Raw genomic sequence first — 14,391 nt, forward strand, 5'->3', positions numbered from 1 at the left:
GCGGATTATAACCCGGCAAATTCAATGAGTTGCGGCATCAATTCGGGAAACCGCGTGAAGCTGTGGTCGCCGCCCTCAAAGACGCTCTGCCGGCAACCGAACCAGTGCGTCTGGGCGGCGCGGTAGTCGAGCACCTCGTCACCGGTTTCCAGCAGCAACCAGAGCCGCGCCAGATCGGGCCGAGCCACCTGGGCAGCAAGCTGCGCCGCGTGTTCGGCAGTGAACACGAAGCGCTCACCACTGTGAAAATTGTTGTGCTCGCCGATGAACAGCTCAGCCGACAATGCGCTGACCACCGCCGGATTGATCAGTACCGCCGGCAGGCCGAACTGCGCCGCCAGATAACTGGCGTAGTGACCGCCCAGCGATGAGCCGATCAGGGTCACCGGCCGCCCGACGCTTTCCAGGAAGCGCGACAGGTCGGCAATCGCCTGCGCAGGAACCGGCGACAAGGCTGGACAGACGAACTGCGCCGCCAGCCCGCGGCGGGCCATTTCCTCGCCGAGCAGGCGGGCCTTCCAGGACGCCGGCGACGAACAGAAACCGTGCAGGTAGAGGATCAGGCCGTCCATTCGACCCAGCCCATCTCCGCCGTCAGCAGCACAACCACACCGAAGACGATTCGGTACCAGGCGAACACCGTGAAGTCATGGTTCGACACATAGCGCAGCAAGGCCTTGACGGTCAGCATCGCGGCGACGAACGAAGCCACGAAGCCGATGGCGAAGACCGGCAGGTCGGCCATGTGCAGCAAGGACCAGTTCTTGTAGACGTCGTACACGGTGGCCGCGAACATGGTCGGGATGGCGAGGAAGAAGGAGAACTCGGTCGCCGTCTTGCGCGACAGGCCGAAGATCAGGCCGCCCATGATCGTCGCGCCGGAACGCGAAGTCCCGGGAAACATCGCCATCGCCTGCGCGAAGCCGACTTTCAGGGCATCTGGCCAGCGCATGTCGTCGATACTGTTGACGCGCGGATGGTAGGCCTTGCGTTCGATGTAGAGGATCAGGAAACCGCCGACGATCAGCGCGCCGGCAACGCTCAGCGGGTTGAACAGGTAGGTCTTGATCGTGCTGTGGAAAAGCAGGCCGAGGACGGCGGCGGGCAAGAAACCGGTCAGCAACAGGCCAGCGAAACGCTGCTGCACCGGATCGCTGCCAAGCCCGCCCAGGGCCTTGCCGATCCGTTCACGGAAGTCCCAGCAGACCGCGAGGATGGCGCCAAGCTGGATGACGATCTTGAACACCTTGCTTTGCTCGTTGGTGTAATCAAGCAGGCTGCCGACGATGATCAGGTGGCCGGTCGAGGAAATCGGCAGGAATTCGGTCAGCCCTTCGACAATGCCGAGGAACAGGGCTTTCAGGAGAAGAATCGGATCCATTTGGGCGGCGCTATGACAAGAGCGCGCATTTTACCCCGGTGGACGCGTCACCGCCTCCAAATCGGCCAGCCAGCGCAATGCCTGCTCCCGGGTCTCTCCGCACATTTCCAGCGAAGGCTGCAGACCGCTGCAACACCCCGGACGCTCCGGGCGGCCAAAGATGCGGCAGCGCATCGCGTTGTCGAGATGCGGGCAGGGCAGGCCAGCCGGCTTGGCGAGCGAGGAAATCGACGGCGCGATGCAGCAGGCGCCACAACCGGAACGACAGATGTTCGTCATCGCGGCGGCGGCTCAGCCGGCAACTGCTGGCGCAGCATGTGTTCAGCCAGGGTCGTATACAGCGACTTCGAAAACATCCGGGAGACGGCCGAGGCGATCAGCGCGGTCGCCATCAGGCCGATCACCAGCGAATAGCCATCGACCATTTCCATGACGATGATGAATGCGGTGATCGGCGCCTGGGTCGCCGCCGCCAGAAAACCGACCATGCAGAGGACGATGATGGTGGTCGGGAAGGCCTGGCCGTCGAGCACGGGAACCAGGTCCTGGCCGATGCCGGCACCAATGGCCAGCGAGGGCGCGAAAATTCCGCCGGGCAGGCCGCTCAGATAGGAAACCACGGTGGCGACGAATTTCGCCGGTCCGAAATACCAGGGCATGTCGGCCTGGCCAATCAGCAAGGCCTTGGTTTCGGCAAAGCCACTGCCCCAGGTGACACCGCCCGTCACCCAGCCGAGGGCGGCCAGCAGCAAACCACAGCAGGCGACGAACACGTAGGGATAACGCTGCCGCAAAGTCGCCAGCGAGCCCTTCCAGGCGGTGGCCGAAACGATCAGCATGCGGGCGAAAAGCCCGCCGGCGACACCGGTGACGACGGCGCAGGTGAGGATGGTCGTCAGCAATTCGCCACTTTCACCGAACACCACGACGCGCCCGAAATAGTTGTCACTGCCGAGGAAATGCTGGGCGATCACCCCGGCCAGCACGATCGCCGCAATGACGACGCCGCTCAGGCGGGACTCGACGGAGCGCGACAACTCCTCGATGGCAAAAACGATCCCCGCCAGCGGGGCGTTGAAGGCGGCAGCGATCCCGGCGGCGCCGCCAGCAACCAGCAGGTGTTGACGGTGGATGCGCAGGGTCGCCGGAATGTAACGCCCGGCGGCGGCCATCAGGCTGGCGCCGATCTGCACCGTCGGCCCTTCGCGCCCGAAAGAGAAGCCGGCACCGACCGCGGCAACACCGAGCAGGATCTTGCCGCAGGCGATGCGCAACGACACCAGCGGCTTCCATTGCGTCACGGCGGGTCGCTTCAGTTCGGCGATGACCTGGGGAATGCCGCTGCCCTGGGCGCCGGGAAAGAGGTTACGGGTCAGCCAGAGCAGGGCGGCGCCAGCCAACGGCGTTATGACGAAGGGCAACCAGGGATGAAGTGCCGCCCAGTGGGCGAATCCTTCTGCCGCAGCATCGCTGAGCAGGGCAAAGGCGACCGCTGCGAGTCCGACAACAATGCCGCACCCCCAGAACACCATCCGCCCAAGCCAGATCCGCAGTTGCGCGAGCAGATAATTCTGGTTGGCGCGGACGTAGGTTTGCCCTTGGGCAAACTTCTCCAGCAAGAGACGGCGAAGCTTTCCGGCCAGGCCCATCACTTCATCGCCTGCCTCAGCCACGGCAAGGCTCCGTCTCCTGAAGGAAGATCAGGCAACTGGCACGAAATGACGAACGGTCCATGGCGCCATTCTGACAGGATTCTCCAGGCGGACACAGCCCGCCAGGGCCATCCCGGCAGTCGAACGGAGATCGGGAAAATGAAAAAGCAGCCCGCAGGCTGCTCTTTATGCAGGACACGACCCGGATCAGTGGGTGTGCTTGCGCAGACGCTGAATCGCCTGCAACTGGGCAATGGCTTGCGCCAGTTCGGCTTCCGCCGCGGCGTAATCCATCTCCGCCTGACGATTGGCCAGCGCTTCCTCGGCGTGCTTCTTGGCTTCCATTGCCTTGGCCTCGTCGAGGTCATGGGCACGAATCGCGGTATCCGCCAACACGGTGATCATGTTGGGCTGGACTTCCAGCATGCCGCCGGAGACATACACCAGTTCGAACTCGCTCTGCTCCGGCACCTTGAGACGAATGGTGCCGGGCTTGATACGGGTCAGCAACGGGGTATGTTGCGGCAGGATGCCGAGTTCCCCGGCTTCGCCGGGGAACACTGCGATTTCCACCAGGCCGGAGAAAATCGATTCTTCGGCACTGACGACATCACAATGAACGGTCATAACCATTACTGGCTCCTATGCTGAGGCCGCATTACTGCAGCGTCTTCGCCTTTTCGACAGCTTCTTCGATGCCGCCGACCATGTAGAAGGCCTGTTCCGGCAGGTGATCGTACTCGCCGCTGACGATGCCCTTGAAGCCCTTGATGGTTTCCTTGAGCGGAACGAACTTGCCCGGGGAACCGGTGAACACTTCGGCAACGTGGAAGGGCTGCGACAGGAAGCGCTGGATCTTGCGGGCGCGGCTGACGGCCAGTTTGTCTTCCGGCGACAGTTCGTCCATACCCAGAATCGCGATGATGTCGCGCAGTTCCTTGTAGCGCTGCAGCGTCATCTGCACGGCACGGGCAACACCGTAGTGCTCTTCGCCGACGACTTGCGGGTCGAGCTGGCGGGAGGTGGAGTCGAGCGGATCGACGGCCGGGTAGATACCCAGCGAGGCGATGTCACGCGACAGCACGACCGTCGAGTCCAAGTGCAGGAAGGTGGTGGCCGGGGACGGGTCGGTCAAGTCATCGGCAGGCACGTAGACGGCCTGGATCGAGGTGATCGAGCCAACCTTGGTCGAGGTGATGCGCTCTTGCAGACGGCCCATTTCTTCGGCCAGCGTCGGCTGGTAGCCCACCGCGGAAGGCATGCGGCCGAGCAGTGCGGACACTTCGGTACCGGCCAGCGTGTAGCGATAGATGTTGTCGACGAAGAACAGGATGTCACGACCGTCGTCGCGGAAACGCTCGGCCATGGTCAGACCGGTCAGCGCGACGCGCAGACGGTTGCCCGGGGGTTCGTTCATCTGACCGAACACCATCGCGACCTTGTCGAGAACGTTGGAGTCCTTCATTTCATGATAGAAGTCGTTACCTTCGCGGGTACGCTCACCAACACCGGCAAACACGGACAGACCCGAGTGTTGCTTGGCGATGTTGTTGATCAGCTCCATCATGTTGACGGTCTTGCCGACGCCGGCGCCACCGAACAGACCGACCTTGCCGCCCTTGGCGAACGGGCAGATCAGATCGATAACCTTGATGCCGGTTTCGAGCAGATCGACGGAGGACGACAGTTCGTCGAACTTCGGCGCAGCGGCGTGGATTTCACGCAGTTCGTCGCTGTCGATCGGACCAGCTTCGTCGATCGGACGGCCGAGCACGTCCATGATGCGACCCAGCGTGCCCATGCCGACCGGCACCGAGATGCCGGCACCGGTGTTGTTAACCTTCATGCCGCGGCGCAGGCCGTCGGATGAACCCATGGCGATGGTACGGACGACGCCGTCACCCAGTTGCTGCTGCACTTCGAAGGTCAGGCCGGTTTCAACCATGCCGTTTTCTTCGGAGGCGTCGAGCTTGAGTGCGTCGTAGACCTTCGGCATCGCGTCGCGCGGGAAGTGGATGTCCACAACTGCGCCGATACACTGAACGATGGAACCTTGACTCATATTCAAATCCCCAATAATTAATAGCTGCGCGCTGGCGTCAGACTGCGGCGGCGCCGCTGACGATTTCCGAGAGTTCCTTGGTAATCGCGGCCTGACGGGCCTTGTTATAGACCAGCTTCAATTCACCGATGACGTTCTTGGCGTTATCGGAAGCAGACTTCATGGCGACCATCCGGGCAGACTGCTCGGAGGCCATGTTTTCAGCCACGGCCTGGTAAATCAAAGCTTCGACATAGCGGATCAACAGATCGTCGATAACTGGCTGGGCTTCCGGCTCGTAGACATAATCCCAACCCGGCTGATGATCGGTCTTGACGACGTCGTCAGCGAGCGGGAGCAGCCTTTCGAAAACCGGTTCCTGCTTCATCGTGTTGATGAAGCGGGTGTAGCCGATGTACAGCGCGTCGATTTCGCCCTTCATGTAGGCGTCGAGCTGGATCTTGAGCGGGCCGATCAGCTTTTCCAGGTGCGGGGTATCACCCAGCGCGACGACGTGCGAAACAACCTTCGCGCCGGCGCGTTGCATGAAACCCAGACCCTTGTTGCCGATGCAGGTTGCCTGGAACTTGATCTGCTGGCTGTCCAACTCCTTCATCTTGCCCAGAACCAGGCGCAGGACGTTGGAGTTCAAACCGCCGCAAAGACCCTTGTCGGAGGTGACGAGGACAATCCCGATCGCCTTCTGCTCGCGCTTTTCGAGGAAGGGGTGCTTGTACTCGGTCAGCGCATGCGACAAGTTGCTGGCCACGCGCCGGATCTTCTCGCCGTAGGGGCGGGCAGCCCGCATCCGGTCCTGCGCCTTGCGCATTTTGGATGCGGCCACCATCTCCATGGCCTTGGTGATCTTGCGCGTGTTTTCTACGCTCTTGATCTTGTTGCGAATTTCCTTGCCGCTAGGCATGGCGTTCTCCTAAGATCAGGCCCAGGTGCTCTTGAAAGCCTGGATGCCGGCAGCCAGCGCCTTTTCGGTATCACCGCTCAGATCGGCCGACGATTCCATGGTGTTCATGACTTCGGCGTGATTGGCCTTGAGGTAGCTGATCATGGCCTTTTCGCATTCGAGCGCGCGCTTGACTTCGACGTCGTCGAAGTAGCCCTTGTCGGCTGCGTACAGCGTGACGGCCATGTCGGAGATGCTCATCGGGGCGTACTGCGGCTGCTTCATCAGTTCCGTGACCAGACGGCCGCGTTCCAGCTGCTTGCGGGTCGCTTCGTCGAGGTCGGAGGCGAACTGGGCGAAGGCCGCGAGTTCGCGGTACTGGGCCAGGGCCAGACGGACACCGCCGCCGAGCTTCTTGATCAGCTTGGTCTGGGCAGCGCCACCGACGCGCGACACCGAGATACCGGCGTTGATCGCGGGACGAATACCGGCGTTGAAGAGGTCGGTTTCCAGGAAGATCTGACCGTCGGTGATCGAAATCACGTTGGTCGGAACGAAGGCGGAAACGTCACCAGCTTGCGTTTCGATGACCGGCAGTGCGGTCAGCGAACCGCTCTTGCCCGTCACGGCGCCGTTGGTGAAACGCTCGACCCAGGCTTCGGAAACGCGGGCAGCACGTTCCAGCAGGCGGGAGTGGAGGTAGAAGACGTCGCCTGGGTAGGCTTCACGGCCCGGCGGACGGCGCAGCAGCAGGGAAACCTGACGATAGCCCCAAGCCTGCTTGGTCAAATCGTCGTAAATGATCAGGGCATCTTGACCACGGTCACGGAAGTATTCACCCATCGAGCAGCCGGCGTACGGGGCCAGGTACTGCAGCGCGGCCGATTCCGAAGCGGAGGCGGCGACGACGATGGTGTATTCCATGGCGCCGTGCTCTTCGAGCTTGCGCACGACGTTGGCGATGGTGGAAGCCTTCTGGCCGACGGCGACATAAACGCAGAACAGGTTCTTGCCCTTCTGGTTGATGATCGCATCGACAGCAACGGCGGTCTTGCCGGTCTGGCGGTCGCCGATGATCAGTTCGCGCTGGCCACGGCCAACCGGAACCATCGAGTCGACGCACTTCAGACCAGTCTGCACCGGCTGCGAAACCGACTTACGCCAGATGACGCCAGGGGCGACCTTTTCCAGCTTGTCGGTTTCCTTGGCATTGATCGGGCCCTTGCCGTCGATCGGCTGGCCGAGGGTGTTGACCACGCGGCCGAGCAGTTCCGGACCAACCGGCACTTCCAGAATGCGGCCGGTCGTCTTGACCGTGTCGCCTTCGGAGATGTGCTCGTATTCGCCCAGGATAACAGCGCCGACGGAGTCGCGTTCGAGGTTGAGCGCCATGCCGATGGTGTTGCCGGGGAATTCCAGCATTTCACCTTGCATGACGTCCTGCAAGCCATGCACGCGGCAGATACCGTCGGTGACGGAAACCACGGTGCCCTGCGTACGCACTTCCGATGCGCCTTGCAGGTTCTGGATCTTGCTCTTGATCAGTTCAGAAATTTCGGAAGGATTCAACTGCATGAAAATCTCCTAGTTGTTCAGTGCCACGGCCATCGCGTCAAGCTTGCCGCGGACTGAAGCATCCAGCATCTGGTCACCGACGGTAACCCGCACACCACCGATCAGGCTCGCATCGACTTCGACGCGGGCGGTCAGGCGGGTTCCGAAACGCGGCTCCAGCTGCTGCAGCAGAGCAGCGACCTGGGCGTCGTCAATCGGAAATGCGGAATACACCACCGCCTCCTGGACCCCTTCTTCCTGGCTGCGGGCCAGATCGAAAAGCCGGGAAATCTCCGGCAGGAGTGCGAGACGCCGGTTTTCTGCGAGGGTACGAACAAAATTGGCGAGAATCGGGTCGCTGTCGTCGGACAGCGAAATGAACAATTCTGCAATCTGTTCAGCGGAGAGCCGGGGATTGCCCATGACCTGAGCCATGTCCCCGTCCTGGGCGATCAGCGCCAGCCTTTGCAGGCGCTGCGACCAGATGCCCTGGGCCCCGCCTTCCTTGGCCAGCTTGAAAGCGGCGTCGGCGTAGGGGCGAGCGATGGTGACGGATTCAGCCATAAGCGTTACAGATCCTGTTTGATCGTGGCCAGAATGTCGGAATGAGCCTGGGCATTGATCTCGCGGCGCAGAATCTGTTCGGCGCCGGTGACCACCAGGGCAGCGACCTGTTCGCGCAGCTGTTCCTTGGCACGGACGGCCTCCTGTTCGATTTCAGCCTTGGCACCGGCGACGATGCGGTCAGCTTCAACCTTGGCGTTCGCCTTGGCTTCTTCGATCAGTTGGGCGCCGCGCTTTTCAGCGTTGGCGATCAGTTCTGCAGCCTTTTCCTTGCCTTCGCGGAGAGCATCCGTCGAACGCTTGGTGGCCAGTTCAAGATCCTGCTTGCCGCGTTCAGCAGCAGCCAGACCATCCGCGATCTTCTTCGCACGCTCGTCGAGCGCCTTCACAATGGGGGGCCACACGAATTGCATCGTGAACCACGCCAGAATGAAGAACACAACGAGCTGTGCAAACAACGTTGCGTTCAGATTCACGGTGTTAGTCCTCTTCTAAAGGGTTGATCGGAAGAGGAGTAATTAACCTGCGACCAGTTGGAACGGGTTGGCAAAGGCGAACATCATGGCGATACCAACGCCGATCAGGAAGGCGGCATCGATCAGACCGGCCAGCAGGAACATCTTGGTCTGCAGGGCGTTCATCAGTTCCGGCTGACGAGCCGAAGCTTCAATGTACTTGCCGCCCATCAGGCCGATACCGATACAGGCGCCGATAGCACCCAGACCAATGATCAGGCCGGCAGCCAGAGCAACAAAACCGAGAACGTGTTCCATGACAACTCCTTGCTAGTTTAAGTAATGAAAAGGTAAAGCGAAAACAGGGTTACTACAGGAAAATCTGTTGGGTGAGTCTTAGTGTGCTTCGTGAGCCTGACCGATGTAGACCAGGGTCAGCATCATGAAGATGAAGGCCTGCAGGGCGACGATCAGGATGTGGAAGATAGCCCAGATCGAACCCGACAGGATGTGACCGATGAACAGGAAGACGCCGGTGGTCGTACCCGCCCAGGCAGCACCCATGAGGGCAATCAGCATGAACACCAGTTCGCCGGCGTACATGTTGCCGAACAACCGCATGCCGTGCGAAACCGTCTTGGCTAGGAACTCGATCATCTGCATCGCGAAGTTGATCGGGTAGAGCAGCGGATGGCTGCCGAAGGGCGCGGTGAAGAGTTCGTGCATCCAGCCGCCAAAGCCCTTGATCTTGACGTTGTAGTAGAGACAGACGAGCAGGACGCCGATCGACATGCCCAGCGTGCCATTCAGGTCAGCGGTCGGCACCACGCGCAGGTAGGCGTGATGATCGCCGGTGACGGTCTGCCAGATCGTCGGCAGCAGGTCGAGCGGCAGGAAGTCCATCGAGTTCATCAGGAAGATCCAGATGAACACGGTCAGCGCCAGCGGGCCAACGGCCTTGCGCGACTCGGCGCTATGAACGATGCCCTTGGCCTGCTCATTGACCATCTCGAGAACGATTTCTACGGCGGCCTGCATGCGACCCGGCACACCGGAGGTCACGCTCTTGGCGACTCGCCACATGACAAACAGGCCGAGAACGCCCATCAGAACGGAGAAAACCACCGTATCGAGGTTGATGACGCTGAAGTCGATGATGCTCTTCTGCGCATGACCCGTACTGTTGAGATGGGTCAGGTGGTGAACGATATATTCGCCGGCGGTGGGCGCGTTCGCTGCTGCTTCGTGGCCTGCTGTAGACATGATCAGGATTTCTTCCAAAACGCAATAAAACCAGCATGTAGAACAATCGCCAGACCAATCAGCAAGCTGGGCCAGTGCATCCCGGGATACCCCTTGATGGCGATTGCCAGTATTCCTATGGTGGCGCCGATCTTGAGGAATTCGCCGACAAAGAAGTTCGCTGCGTAGGACGCCCCCGCGCGATTCTTCAACATCGTCAGCCGGACAGCAAAGAACAGGTTGGGCACGATGGCGGCGAATGCCGCAATCCCAACCGAAACCAGCCCCCGGGTTCCCACGATAGCACCAGCCGCGATCGCTGTTATCAATGCTGCACCAAGTTGTAGGTATATCGCTTTCAACATGGTGTCACGCAATCGCTGACCGGCTTAGCCACACAGACCTAAATGATACAAGACTTCAAAAAATAGCGTCAATGAAAAATAAGGGTTTACCGCAATCTAAGTTCCTTGACGCAACCTGCCGAGGATGCCTTCGAGCTGGTCGAGATTGCCGAATTCGATCGTCACCTTGCCCGCCCCCTTCTTGTTGCTGCGGATGGCGACGGCCGCCCCGACAGCATCCGAGAGCTCTTCCTGGAGGCGCACCAGGTCGCGATCGACGGCTGGTGTCGCCGCTTTCTTGGGCGGATTGACGATCTGCTGCACCAGGCGCTCGGTCTCGCGCACCGTCAGTTCCTTCTGCACCACCCGCTGCGCCACCGCCACCTGCTGCGCGCCGGGCAGCGGCAACAGGGCGCGGGCGTGGCCCATGTCGAGCTTGCCGCTCATCAGCAACTCCTGCACCGGCGCCGACAACTGCAGCAGGCGCATCAGGTTGGAAGCTGCCGGACGCGAACGGCCGACGGCGTCCGCCGCCTGCTGGTGAGTCAGGCCGAATTCCTGGATCAGGCGCTGCAAGCCCTGCGCTTCTTCGAGCGGATTGAGGTTTTCGCGCTGGATGTTCTCGATCAGCGCCATCGCCAGCGCCTGCTCGTCGGGAATCACCCGCACCAGCACCGGCACTTCGCTCAGCCCGGCCTGCTGCGCCGCACGCCAGCGGCGTTCACCGGCGACGATCTCGTAGCGTTCGGCGCCCGGCGTCTTGTCGACGGCGCGCACCAGGATCGGCTGCATCACACCCTGGGCCTTGATCGAACTCGCCAGTTCGGCGAGCGACTCCGGGTCCATCTGCGTGCGTGGCTGGTACTTGCCTGGCTTCAGACGGTCAACCGGCAGGTTGCGCAATTCCTCCTCGGGTTTCGCATCGCTGCCGGCGAGCAGCGCGTCGAGGCCGCGGCCGAGTCCCTTCATCTTGATCATTTGGCGACCCTTTCGAGAATTTCGCGGGCAAGCGAGGTATAGGCCTGCGCCCCCTTGGAGTTTTTGTCAAAAGCATTGACCGGCTTGCCGTAGGACGGCGCCTCGGCGAGACGGACGTTGCGCGGCACGATGGTCTGGTAGACCTTGCGCCCGAAGTGGCTTTCGAGTTCGTTCGAAACCTGCTGGGTCAGCGTGCTCTGGCCGTTGTACATGGTGCGCAGCAGGCCCTCGATTTCGAGCCGGGAATTGAGGTGGTGGCGCACCTTGCGCAGTGTCTCGACAAGGTCGGACAGACCTTCCAGCGCGTAGTACTCGCACTGCATCGGGATCAACACCGAATCGGCGGCGACCAGCGCGTTGACCGTCAGCATGTTGAGCGCCGGCGGGCAGTCGATGAGGACGAAGTCGTACTCGTCGTGGTTCTGCTGCAGCGCGTTCTTCAGCCGGTATTCGCGCTGATCGAGTTCGATCAGCTCGACTTCGGCGCCGGCCAGCTCGCGGTTGGCGGGCAGCACGTCAAAGGCGAAATCGGTCTTGATGCAGACCTCAGTCAGCGTCGCGGCGCCGATCAGTAGCTGATAAACGGTCGGCAGCGCCTCCTTCTTGGTGATGCCGGAACCGGTCGTTGCGTTGCCCTGCGGATCCATGTCGATCAGCAGCACACGCTGACCTTCGGCGCCGAGCGAGGCGGCGAGATTGACGGCGGTCGTCGTCTTGCCGACGCCACCCTTCTGGTTGGTGATGGCGAGTACTTTCATTGGCCCGCTTTCAGGATGATCAGGTGTCTTTCGGCGTCCAGCCCGGGAACGGACAAGGGAACGATGCGGTCGACGACGATGTTGGCCGGCAAAGCGGCGATTTCATCATCGGGGCGAACGCCCTTCATCGCCAGCCAGCGGCCGTCGGGGGCCAGCAGGTGACGGGTGAGTTCAACGAAGAGCTTGAGTTCGGCGAAGGCGCGCGAACTGATCTGCGCATACTGGCCGCTCAGTTCCTCGACCCGGGCATGATCAACCGCGACGTTCTTCAGGCCGAGCTGGATGGCCGCCTGCAGCAGGAAGGTCGCCTTCTTCTGCACGGTATCGACCATGCGCACCGAGAGTTGCGGACGGGCGATGGCCAGCGGGATGCCGGGCAGGCCACCGCCGGAACCGACGTCGAGCAGCGCGCCGTCGCCGACGTAGGGCAGGATCGCCAGCGAATCGAGCAAGTGATGCGAAATCGCCTGCGCCGGATCGCGCAGCGCCGTCAGGTTGTAGGTCTTGTTCCACTTCAGCAGCAGGTCGCGGAAGGCGAGCAGTTGCTGCTGTGTGGCGTCGGGCAGGTCGATGCCGAGCGCGGCGAGACCTGCCGGGAGGGTGATCGCGCTCATGCCGCCCGCGACAGGTTGAGGCGCTTCAGGTGGATCAGCAGCAGCGAGATCGCCGCCGGCGTGATGCCCTGGATGCGCGAAGCCTGGCCGATGGTCTGCGGCCGGTGCTGCTGCAGCTTCTGGCGAACCTCGTTGGACAGACCGGCGACTGCCGCGTAATCAAGATCGGCCGGCAGCTCGGTGTTTTCGTAGCTGGCCGACTTCGCCACTTCCTCGGCCTGGCGGTCGATGTAGCCCTGGTACTTGGCGGCAATCTCCAGCTGCTCGATCACCGCCGCGTCGATTTCCGGCGCCGCCGGCAAGACGCCGTCGATCGGCAGCGAGACCAGCTCGCGCCAGGCCACCTCCGGCCGCCGGAGCAGCTCGAAGAGGCTGTATTCGTGCTCGATCGGCTTGCCCAGCACGCGCTGACAGTCGTCGGCGGCAACGATCTTCGGATTGACCCAGGTCGCCTTCAGCCGCTCCTGCTCAGCGGCGATCGCGTCGCGCTTGCGGCAGAAAACCGCCCAGCGCACGTCGTCGACCAGGCCAAGAGCGCGCCCCTGCTCGGTCAAGCGCAGGTCGGCGTTGTCCTCGCGCAGGCTCAGCCGGTACTCGGCGCGACTGGTGAACATCCGGTACGGGTCGGCGACGCCGCGCGTCACCAGGTCATCGACCATCACGCCGAGGTAGGCCTCGTTGCGCTTCGGACACCAGCCGGCCTCGCCGCGCCCGTGACGTACCGCGTTGATGCCGGCGAGCAGCCCCTGCGCCGCCGCTTCCTCGTAACCGGTGGTGCCGTTGATCTGGCCGGCGAAGAAGAGGCCGCCGATCGCCTTGCTCTCCAGCGTGTCCTTGAGCCCACGCGGATCGTAGAAGTCGTATTCGATGGCGTAGCCGGGACGCAAGATGTGGCAGTTTTCCAGGCCACGGATCGAGCGCACCAGCGCCAGCTGGATGTCGAAGGGCAGGCTGGTGGAAATCCCGTTCGGGTAGATTTCGTGCGTCCCCAGGCCTTCCGGTTCGAGGAAGACGTGGTGGCTGGTCTTGTCGGCGAAGCGGTGGATCTTGTCCTCGATCGACGGGCAGTAGCGCGGACCGACCCCCTCGATGACCCCGGTGTACATCGGCGAGCGGTCGAGGCCGCCGCGGATGATCTCGTGCGTGCGCTCGTTGGTCTCGGTGATCCAGCACGGCAACTGGCGCGGATGCTGGGCGGCGTTGCCGAGGAAGGAGAAGGCCGGCAGCGGGTCGTCCGAGTGCTGCTCTTCCATCACCGAGAAATCGATGGTCTTGCCGTCCAGGCGCGCTGGTGTGCCGGTCTTCAGGCGCCCCTGCGGCAACTGCAGCTCCTGCAGGCGATGGGCCAGCGAGACCGCCGCCGGGTCGCCCATGCGCCCGCCAGTGTAGTTCTCCAGCCCGACGTGGATCTTGCCGTTGAGGAAGGTGCCGGCGGTGAGCACGACGGCGTCGGCCATGAAACGGATGCCGAGCTGGGTGATGGCGCCGCAGACGCGGTCGCCGTCGACGATCAAGTCGTCGACAGCCTGCGCGAAGAGTGTCAGGTTGGGCTGATTTTCCAGGCGCGCACGGATCGCCTGGCGGTACAGAACGCGGTCGGCCTGGGCGCGCGTCGCGCGCACCGCCGGGCCTTTCGACGCATTGAGAATGCGGAACTGGATGCCAGCTTCGTCGGTCGCCGCCGCCATCGCCCCGCCCAGCGCATCGACCTCGCGCACCAGATGGCCCTTGCCGATGCCGCCAATCGACGGGTTGCAACTCATCGCCCCCAGGGTTTCGAGATTGTGCGTCAGCAACAACGTGGCCGCGCCGGCCCGCGCCGCGGCAAGCGCAGCCTCGGTGCCGGCGTGACCGCCGCCGACGACGATGACATCGAAACGGGTGGGATAAAGCATGGGAAAAGGTCT

General features: G+C 62.3%; 17 protein-coding genes. All 17 read right to left on the reverse strand.

Annotated features, from left to right (window positions below):
• Positions 1–5: 5 nt before the first annotated feature.
• Positions 6–572, reverse strand: a complete 567-nt coding sequence (locus tag ACE3OV_RS03590; RefSeq protein ID WP_374325102.1) for a YqiA/YcfP family alpha/beta fold hydrolase — start codon at positions 570–572, stop codon at positions 6–8.
• Entirely contained in the window at positions 560–1,381 is an 822-nt protein-coding gene (locus ACE3OV_RS03595) for an undecaprenyl-diphosphate phosphatase (protein ID WP_374325104.1), read from the reverse strand. Before ACE3OV_RS03595 ends, ACE3OV_RS03590 begins: the two co-directional genes overlap by 13 nt.
• A 30-nt stretch (positions 1,382–1,411) precedes the next feature.
• Positions 1,412–1,660 carry a YkgJ family cysteine cluster protein gene (locus tag ACE3OV_RS03600; protein ID WP_374325106.1) on the reverse strand — a complete coding sequence of 83 codons (249 nt, stop codon included), beginning with the start codon at positions 1,658–1,660 and terminating at the stop codon, positions 1,412–1,414.
• Positions 1,657–3,054 (reverse strand): chloride channel protein, encoded by a 1,398-nt coding sequence (locus tag ACE3OV_RS03605; protein WP_374325107.1) that lies wholly within the window; start codon positions 3,052–3,054, stop codon positions 1,657–1,659. Before ACE3OV_RS03605 ends, ACE3OV_RS03600 begins: the two co-directional genes overlap by 4 nt.
• Before the next feature lie 186 nt (positions 3,055–3,240).
• Positions 3,241–3,666 carry a F0F1 ATP synthase subunit epsilon gene (locus ACE3OV_RS03610; protein ID WP_374325109.1) on the reverse strand — a complete coding sequence of 142 codons (426 nt, stop codon included), beginning with the start codon at positions 3,664–3,666 and terminating at the stop codon, positions 3,241–3,243.
• A gap of 25 nt (positions 3,667–3,691) precedes the next feature.
• Positions 3,692–5,095 (reverse strand): F0F1 ATP synthase subunit beta, encoded by a 1,404-nt coding sequence (gene atpD, locus ACE3OV_RS03615; RefSeq protein WP_374325110.1) that lies wholly within the window; start codon positions 5,093–5,095, stop codon positions 3,692–3,694.
• Positions 5,096–5,132: 37 nt separating this feature from the next.
• Positions 5,133–5,996, reverse strand: a complete 864-nt coding sequence (atpG, locus tag ACE3OV_RS03620) for a F0F1 ATP synthase subunit gamma (protein WP_374325113.1) — start codon at positions 5,994–5,996, stop codon at positions 5,133–5,135.
• A 15-nt stretch (positions 5,997–6,011) separates the two neighbouring features.
• Complete coding sequence (gene atpA, locus ACE3OV_RS03625) at positions 6,012–7,550, reverse strand: F0F1 ATP synthase subunit alpha (RefSeq protein WP_374325115.1); 1,539 nt, start codon at positions 7,548–7,550, stop codon at positions 6,012–6,014.
• Between the two features lie 9 nt (positions 7,551–7,559).
• Positions 7,560–8,093: a F0F1 ATP synthase subunit delta gene (locus ACE3OV_RS03630; protein WP_374325116.1), complete on the reverse strand. Its 534-nt coding sequence runs from the start codon at positions 8,091–8,093 to the stop codon at positions 7,560–7,562.
• 5 nt (positions 8,094–8,098) lie between these two features.
• A complete protein-coding gene (locus ACE3OV_RS03635) occupies positions 8,099–8,569 on the reverse strand; it encodes a F0F1 ATP synthase subunit B (RefSeq protein WP_374325118.1) in 471 nt (156 codons plus the stop codon).
• Between the two features lie 42 nt (positions 8,570–8,611).
• The gene (gene atpE / locus ACE3OV_RS03640) at positions 8,612–8,866 is read right to left on the reverse strand and encodes a F0F1 ATP synthase subunit C (protein WP_076097435.1); all 255 of its coding nucleotides are present in this window, start codon (positions 8,864–8,866) and stop codon (positions 8,612–8,614) included.
• 78 nt (positions 8,867–8,944) lie between these two features.
• A complete protein-coding gene (gene atpB / locus ACE3OV_RS03645; RefSeq protein ID WP_374325121.1) occupies positions 8,945–9,811 on the reverse strand; it encodes a F0F1 ATP synthase subunit A in 867 nt (288 codons plus the stop codon).
• A gap of 2 nt (positions 9,812–9,813) precedes the next feature.
• Positions 9,814–10,155: an ATP synthase subunit I gene (locus ACE3OV_RS03650; protein WP_374325124.1), complete on the reverse strand. Its 342-nt coding sequence runs from the start codon at positions 10,153–10,155 to the stop codon at positions 9,814–9,816.
• 96 nt (positions 10,156–10,251) lie between these two features.
• A complete protein-coding gene (locus tag ACE3OV_RS03655) occupies positions 10,252–11,112 on the reverse strand; it encodes a ParB/RepB/Spo0J family partition protein (protein ID WP_374325126.1) in 861 nt (286 codons plus the stop codon).
• Positions 11,109–11,870 carry a ParA family protein gene (locus ACE3OV_RS03660; RefSeq protein WP_374325128.1) on the reverse strand — a complete coding sequence of 254 codons (762 nt, stop codon included), beginning with the start codon at positions 11,868–11,870 and terminating at the stop codon, positions 11,109–11,111. The genes ACE3OV_RS03655 and ACE3OV_RS03660 overlap by 4 nt, the downstream gene beginning before the upstream one ends.
• Positions 11,867–12,484, reverse strand: coding sequence for a 16S rRNA (guanine(527)-N(7))-methyltransferase RsmG (rsmG, locus tag ACE3OV_RS03665; RefSeq protein ID WP_374325130.1), 618 nt, complete (start codon positions 12,482–12,484; stop codon positions 11,867–11,869). The genes ACE3OV_RS03660 and rsmG overlap by 4 nt, the downstream gene beginning before the upstream one ends.
• Complete coding sequence (gene mnmG, locus ACE3OV_RS03670) at positions 12,481–14,379, reverse strand: tRNA uridine-5-carboxymethylaminomethyl(34) synthesis enzyme MnmG (protein ID WP_374325132.1); 1,899 nt, start codon at positions 14,377–14,379, stop codon at positions 12,481–12,483. Before mnmG ends, rsmG begins: the two co-directional genes overlap by 4 nt.
• Positions 14,380–14,391 lie beyond the last annotated feature (12 nt).

It is taken from the genome of Azonexus sp., from assembly GCF_041909095.1.
In the GTDB taxonomy this organism is placed as follows: domain Bacteria; phylum Pseudomonadota; class Gammaproteobacteria; order Burkholderiales; family Rhodocyclaceae; genus Azonexus.

Excerpts from the sequence above, each read along its gene's own strand:
- ACE3OV_RS03660 (WP_374325128.1), bottom strand. The coding sequence starts at position 11,870 with ATGAAAGTACTCGCCATCACCAACCAGAAGGGTGGCGTCGGCAAGACG.
- atpD (WP_374325110.1), bottom strand. The coding sequence starts at position 5,095 with ATGAGTCAAGGTTCCATCGTTCAGTGTATCGGCGCAGTTGTGGACATC.
- ACE3OV_RS03655 (WP_374325126.1), bottom strand. The coding sequence starts at position 11,112 with ATGATCAAGATGAAGGGACTCGGCCGCGGCCTCGACGCGCTGCTCGCC.
- atpE (WP_076097435.1), bottom strand. The coding sequence starts at position 8,866 with ATGGAACACGTTCTCGGTTTTGTTGCTCTGGCTGCCGGCCTGATCATT.
- ACE3OV_RS03650 (WP_374325124.1), bottom strand. The coding sequence starts at position 10,155 with ATGTTGAAAGCGATATACCTACAACTTGGTGCAGCATTGATAACAGCG.
- mnmG (WP_374325132.1), bottom strand. The coding sequence starts at position 14,379 with ATGCTTTATCCCACCCGTTTCGATGTCATCGTCGTCGGCGGCGGTCAC.
- atpA (WP_374325115.1), bottom strand. The coding sequence starts at position 7,550 with ATGCAGTTGAATCCTTCCGAAATTTCTGAACTGATCAAGAGCAAGATC.
- ACE3OV_RS03590 (WP_374325102.1), bottom strand. The coding sequence starts at position 572 with ATGGACGGCCTGATCCTCTACCTGCACGGTTTCTGTTCGTCGCCGGCG.
- ACE3OV_RS03610 (WP_374325109.1), bottom strand. The coding sequence starts at position 3,666 with ATGGTTATGACCGTTCATTGTGATGTCGTCAGTGCCGAAGAATCGATT.
- ACE3OV_RS03595 (WP_374325104.1), bottom strand. The coding sequence starts at position 1,381 with ATGGATCCGATTCTTCTCCTGAAAGCCCTGTTCCTCGGCATTGTCGAA.
- atpB (WP_374325121.1), bottom strand. The coding sequence starts at position 9,811 with ATGTCTACAGCAGGCCACGAAGCAGCAGCGAACGCGCCCACCGCCGGC.
- ACE3OV_RS03600 (WP_374325106.1), bottom strand. The coding sequence starts at position 1,660 with ATGACGAACATCTGTCGTTCCGGTTGTGGCGCCTGCTGCATCGCGCCG.
- atpG (WP_374325113.1), bottom strand. The coding sequence starts at position 5,996 with ATGCCTAGCGGCAAGGAAATTCGCAACAAGATCAAGAGCGTAGAAAAC.
- ACE3OV_RS03630 (WP_374325116.1), bottom strand. The coding sequence starts at position 8,093 with ATGGCTGAATCCGTCACCATCGCTCGCCCCTACGCCGACGCCGCTTTC.
- rsmG (WP_374325130.1), bottom strand. The coding sequence starts at position 12,484 with ATGAGCGCGATCACCCTCCCGGCAGGTCTCGCCGCGCTCGGCATCGAC.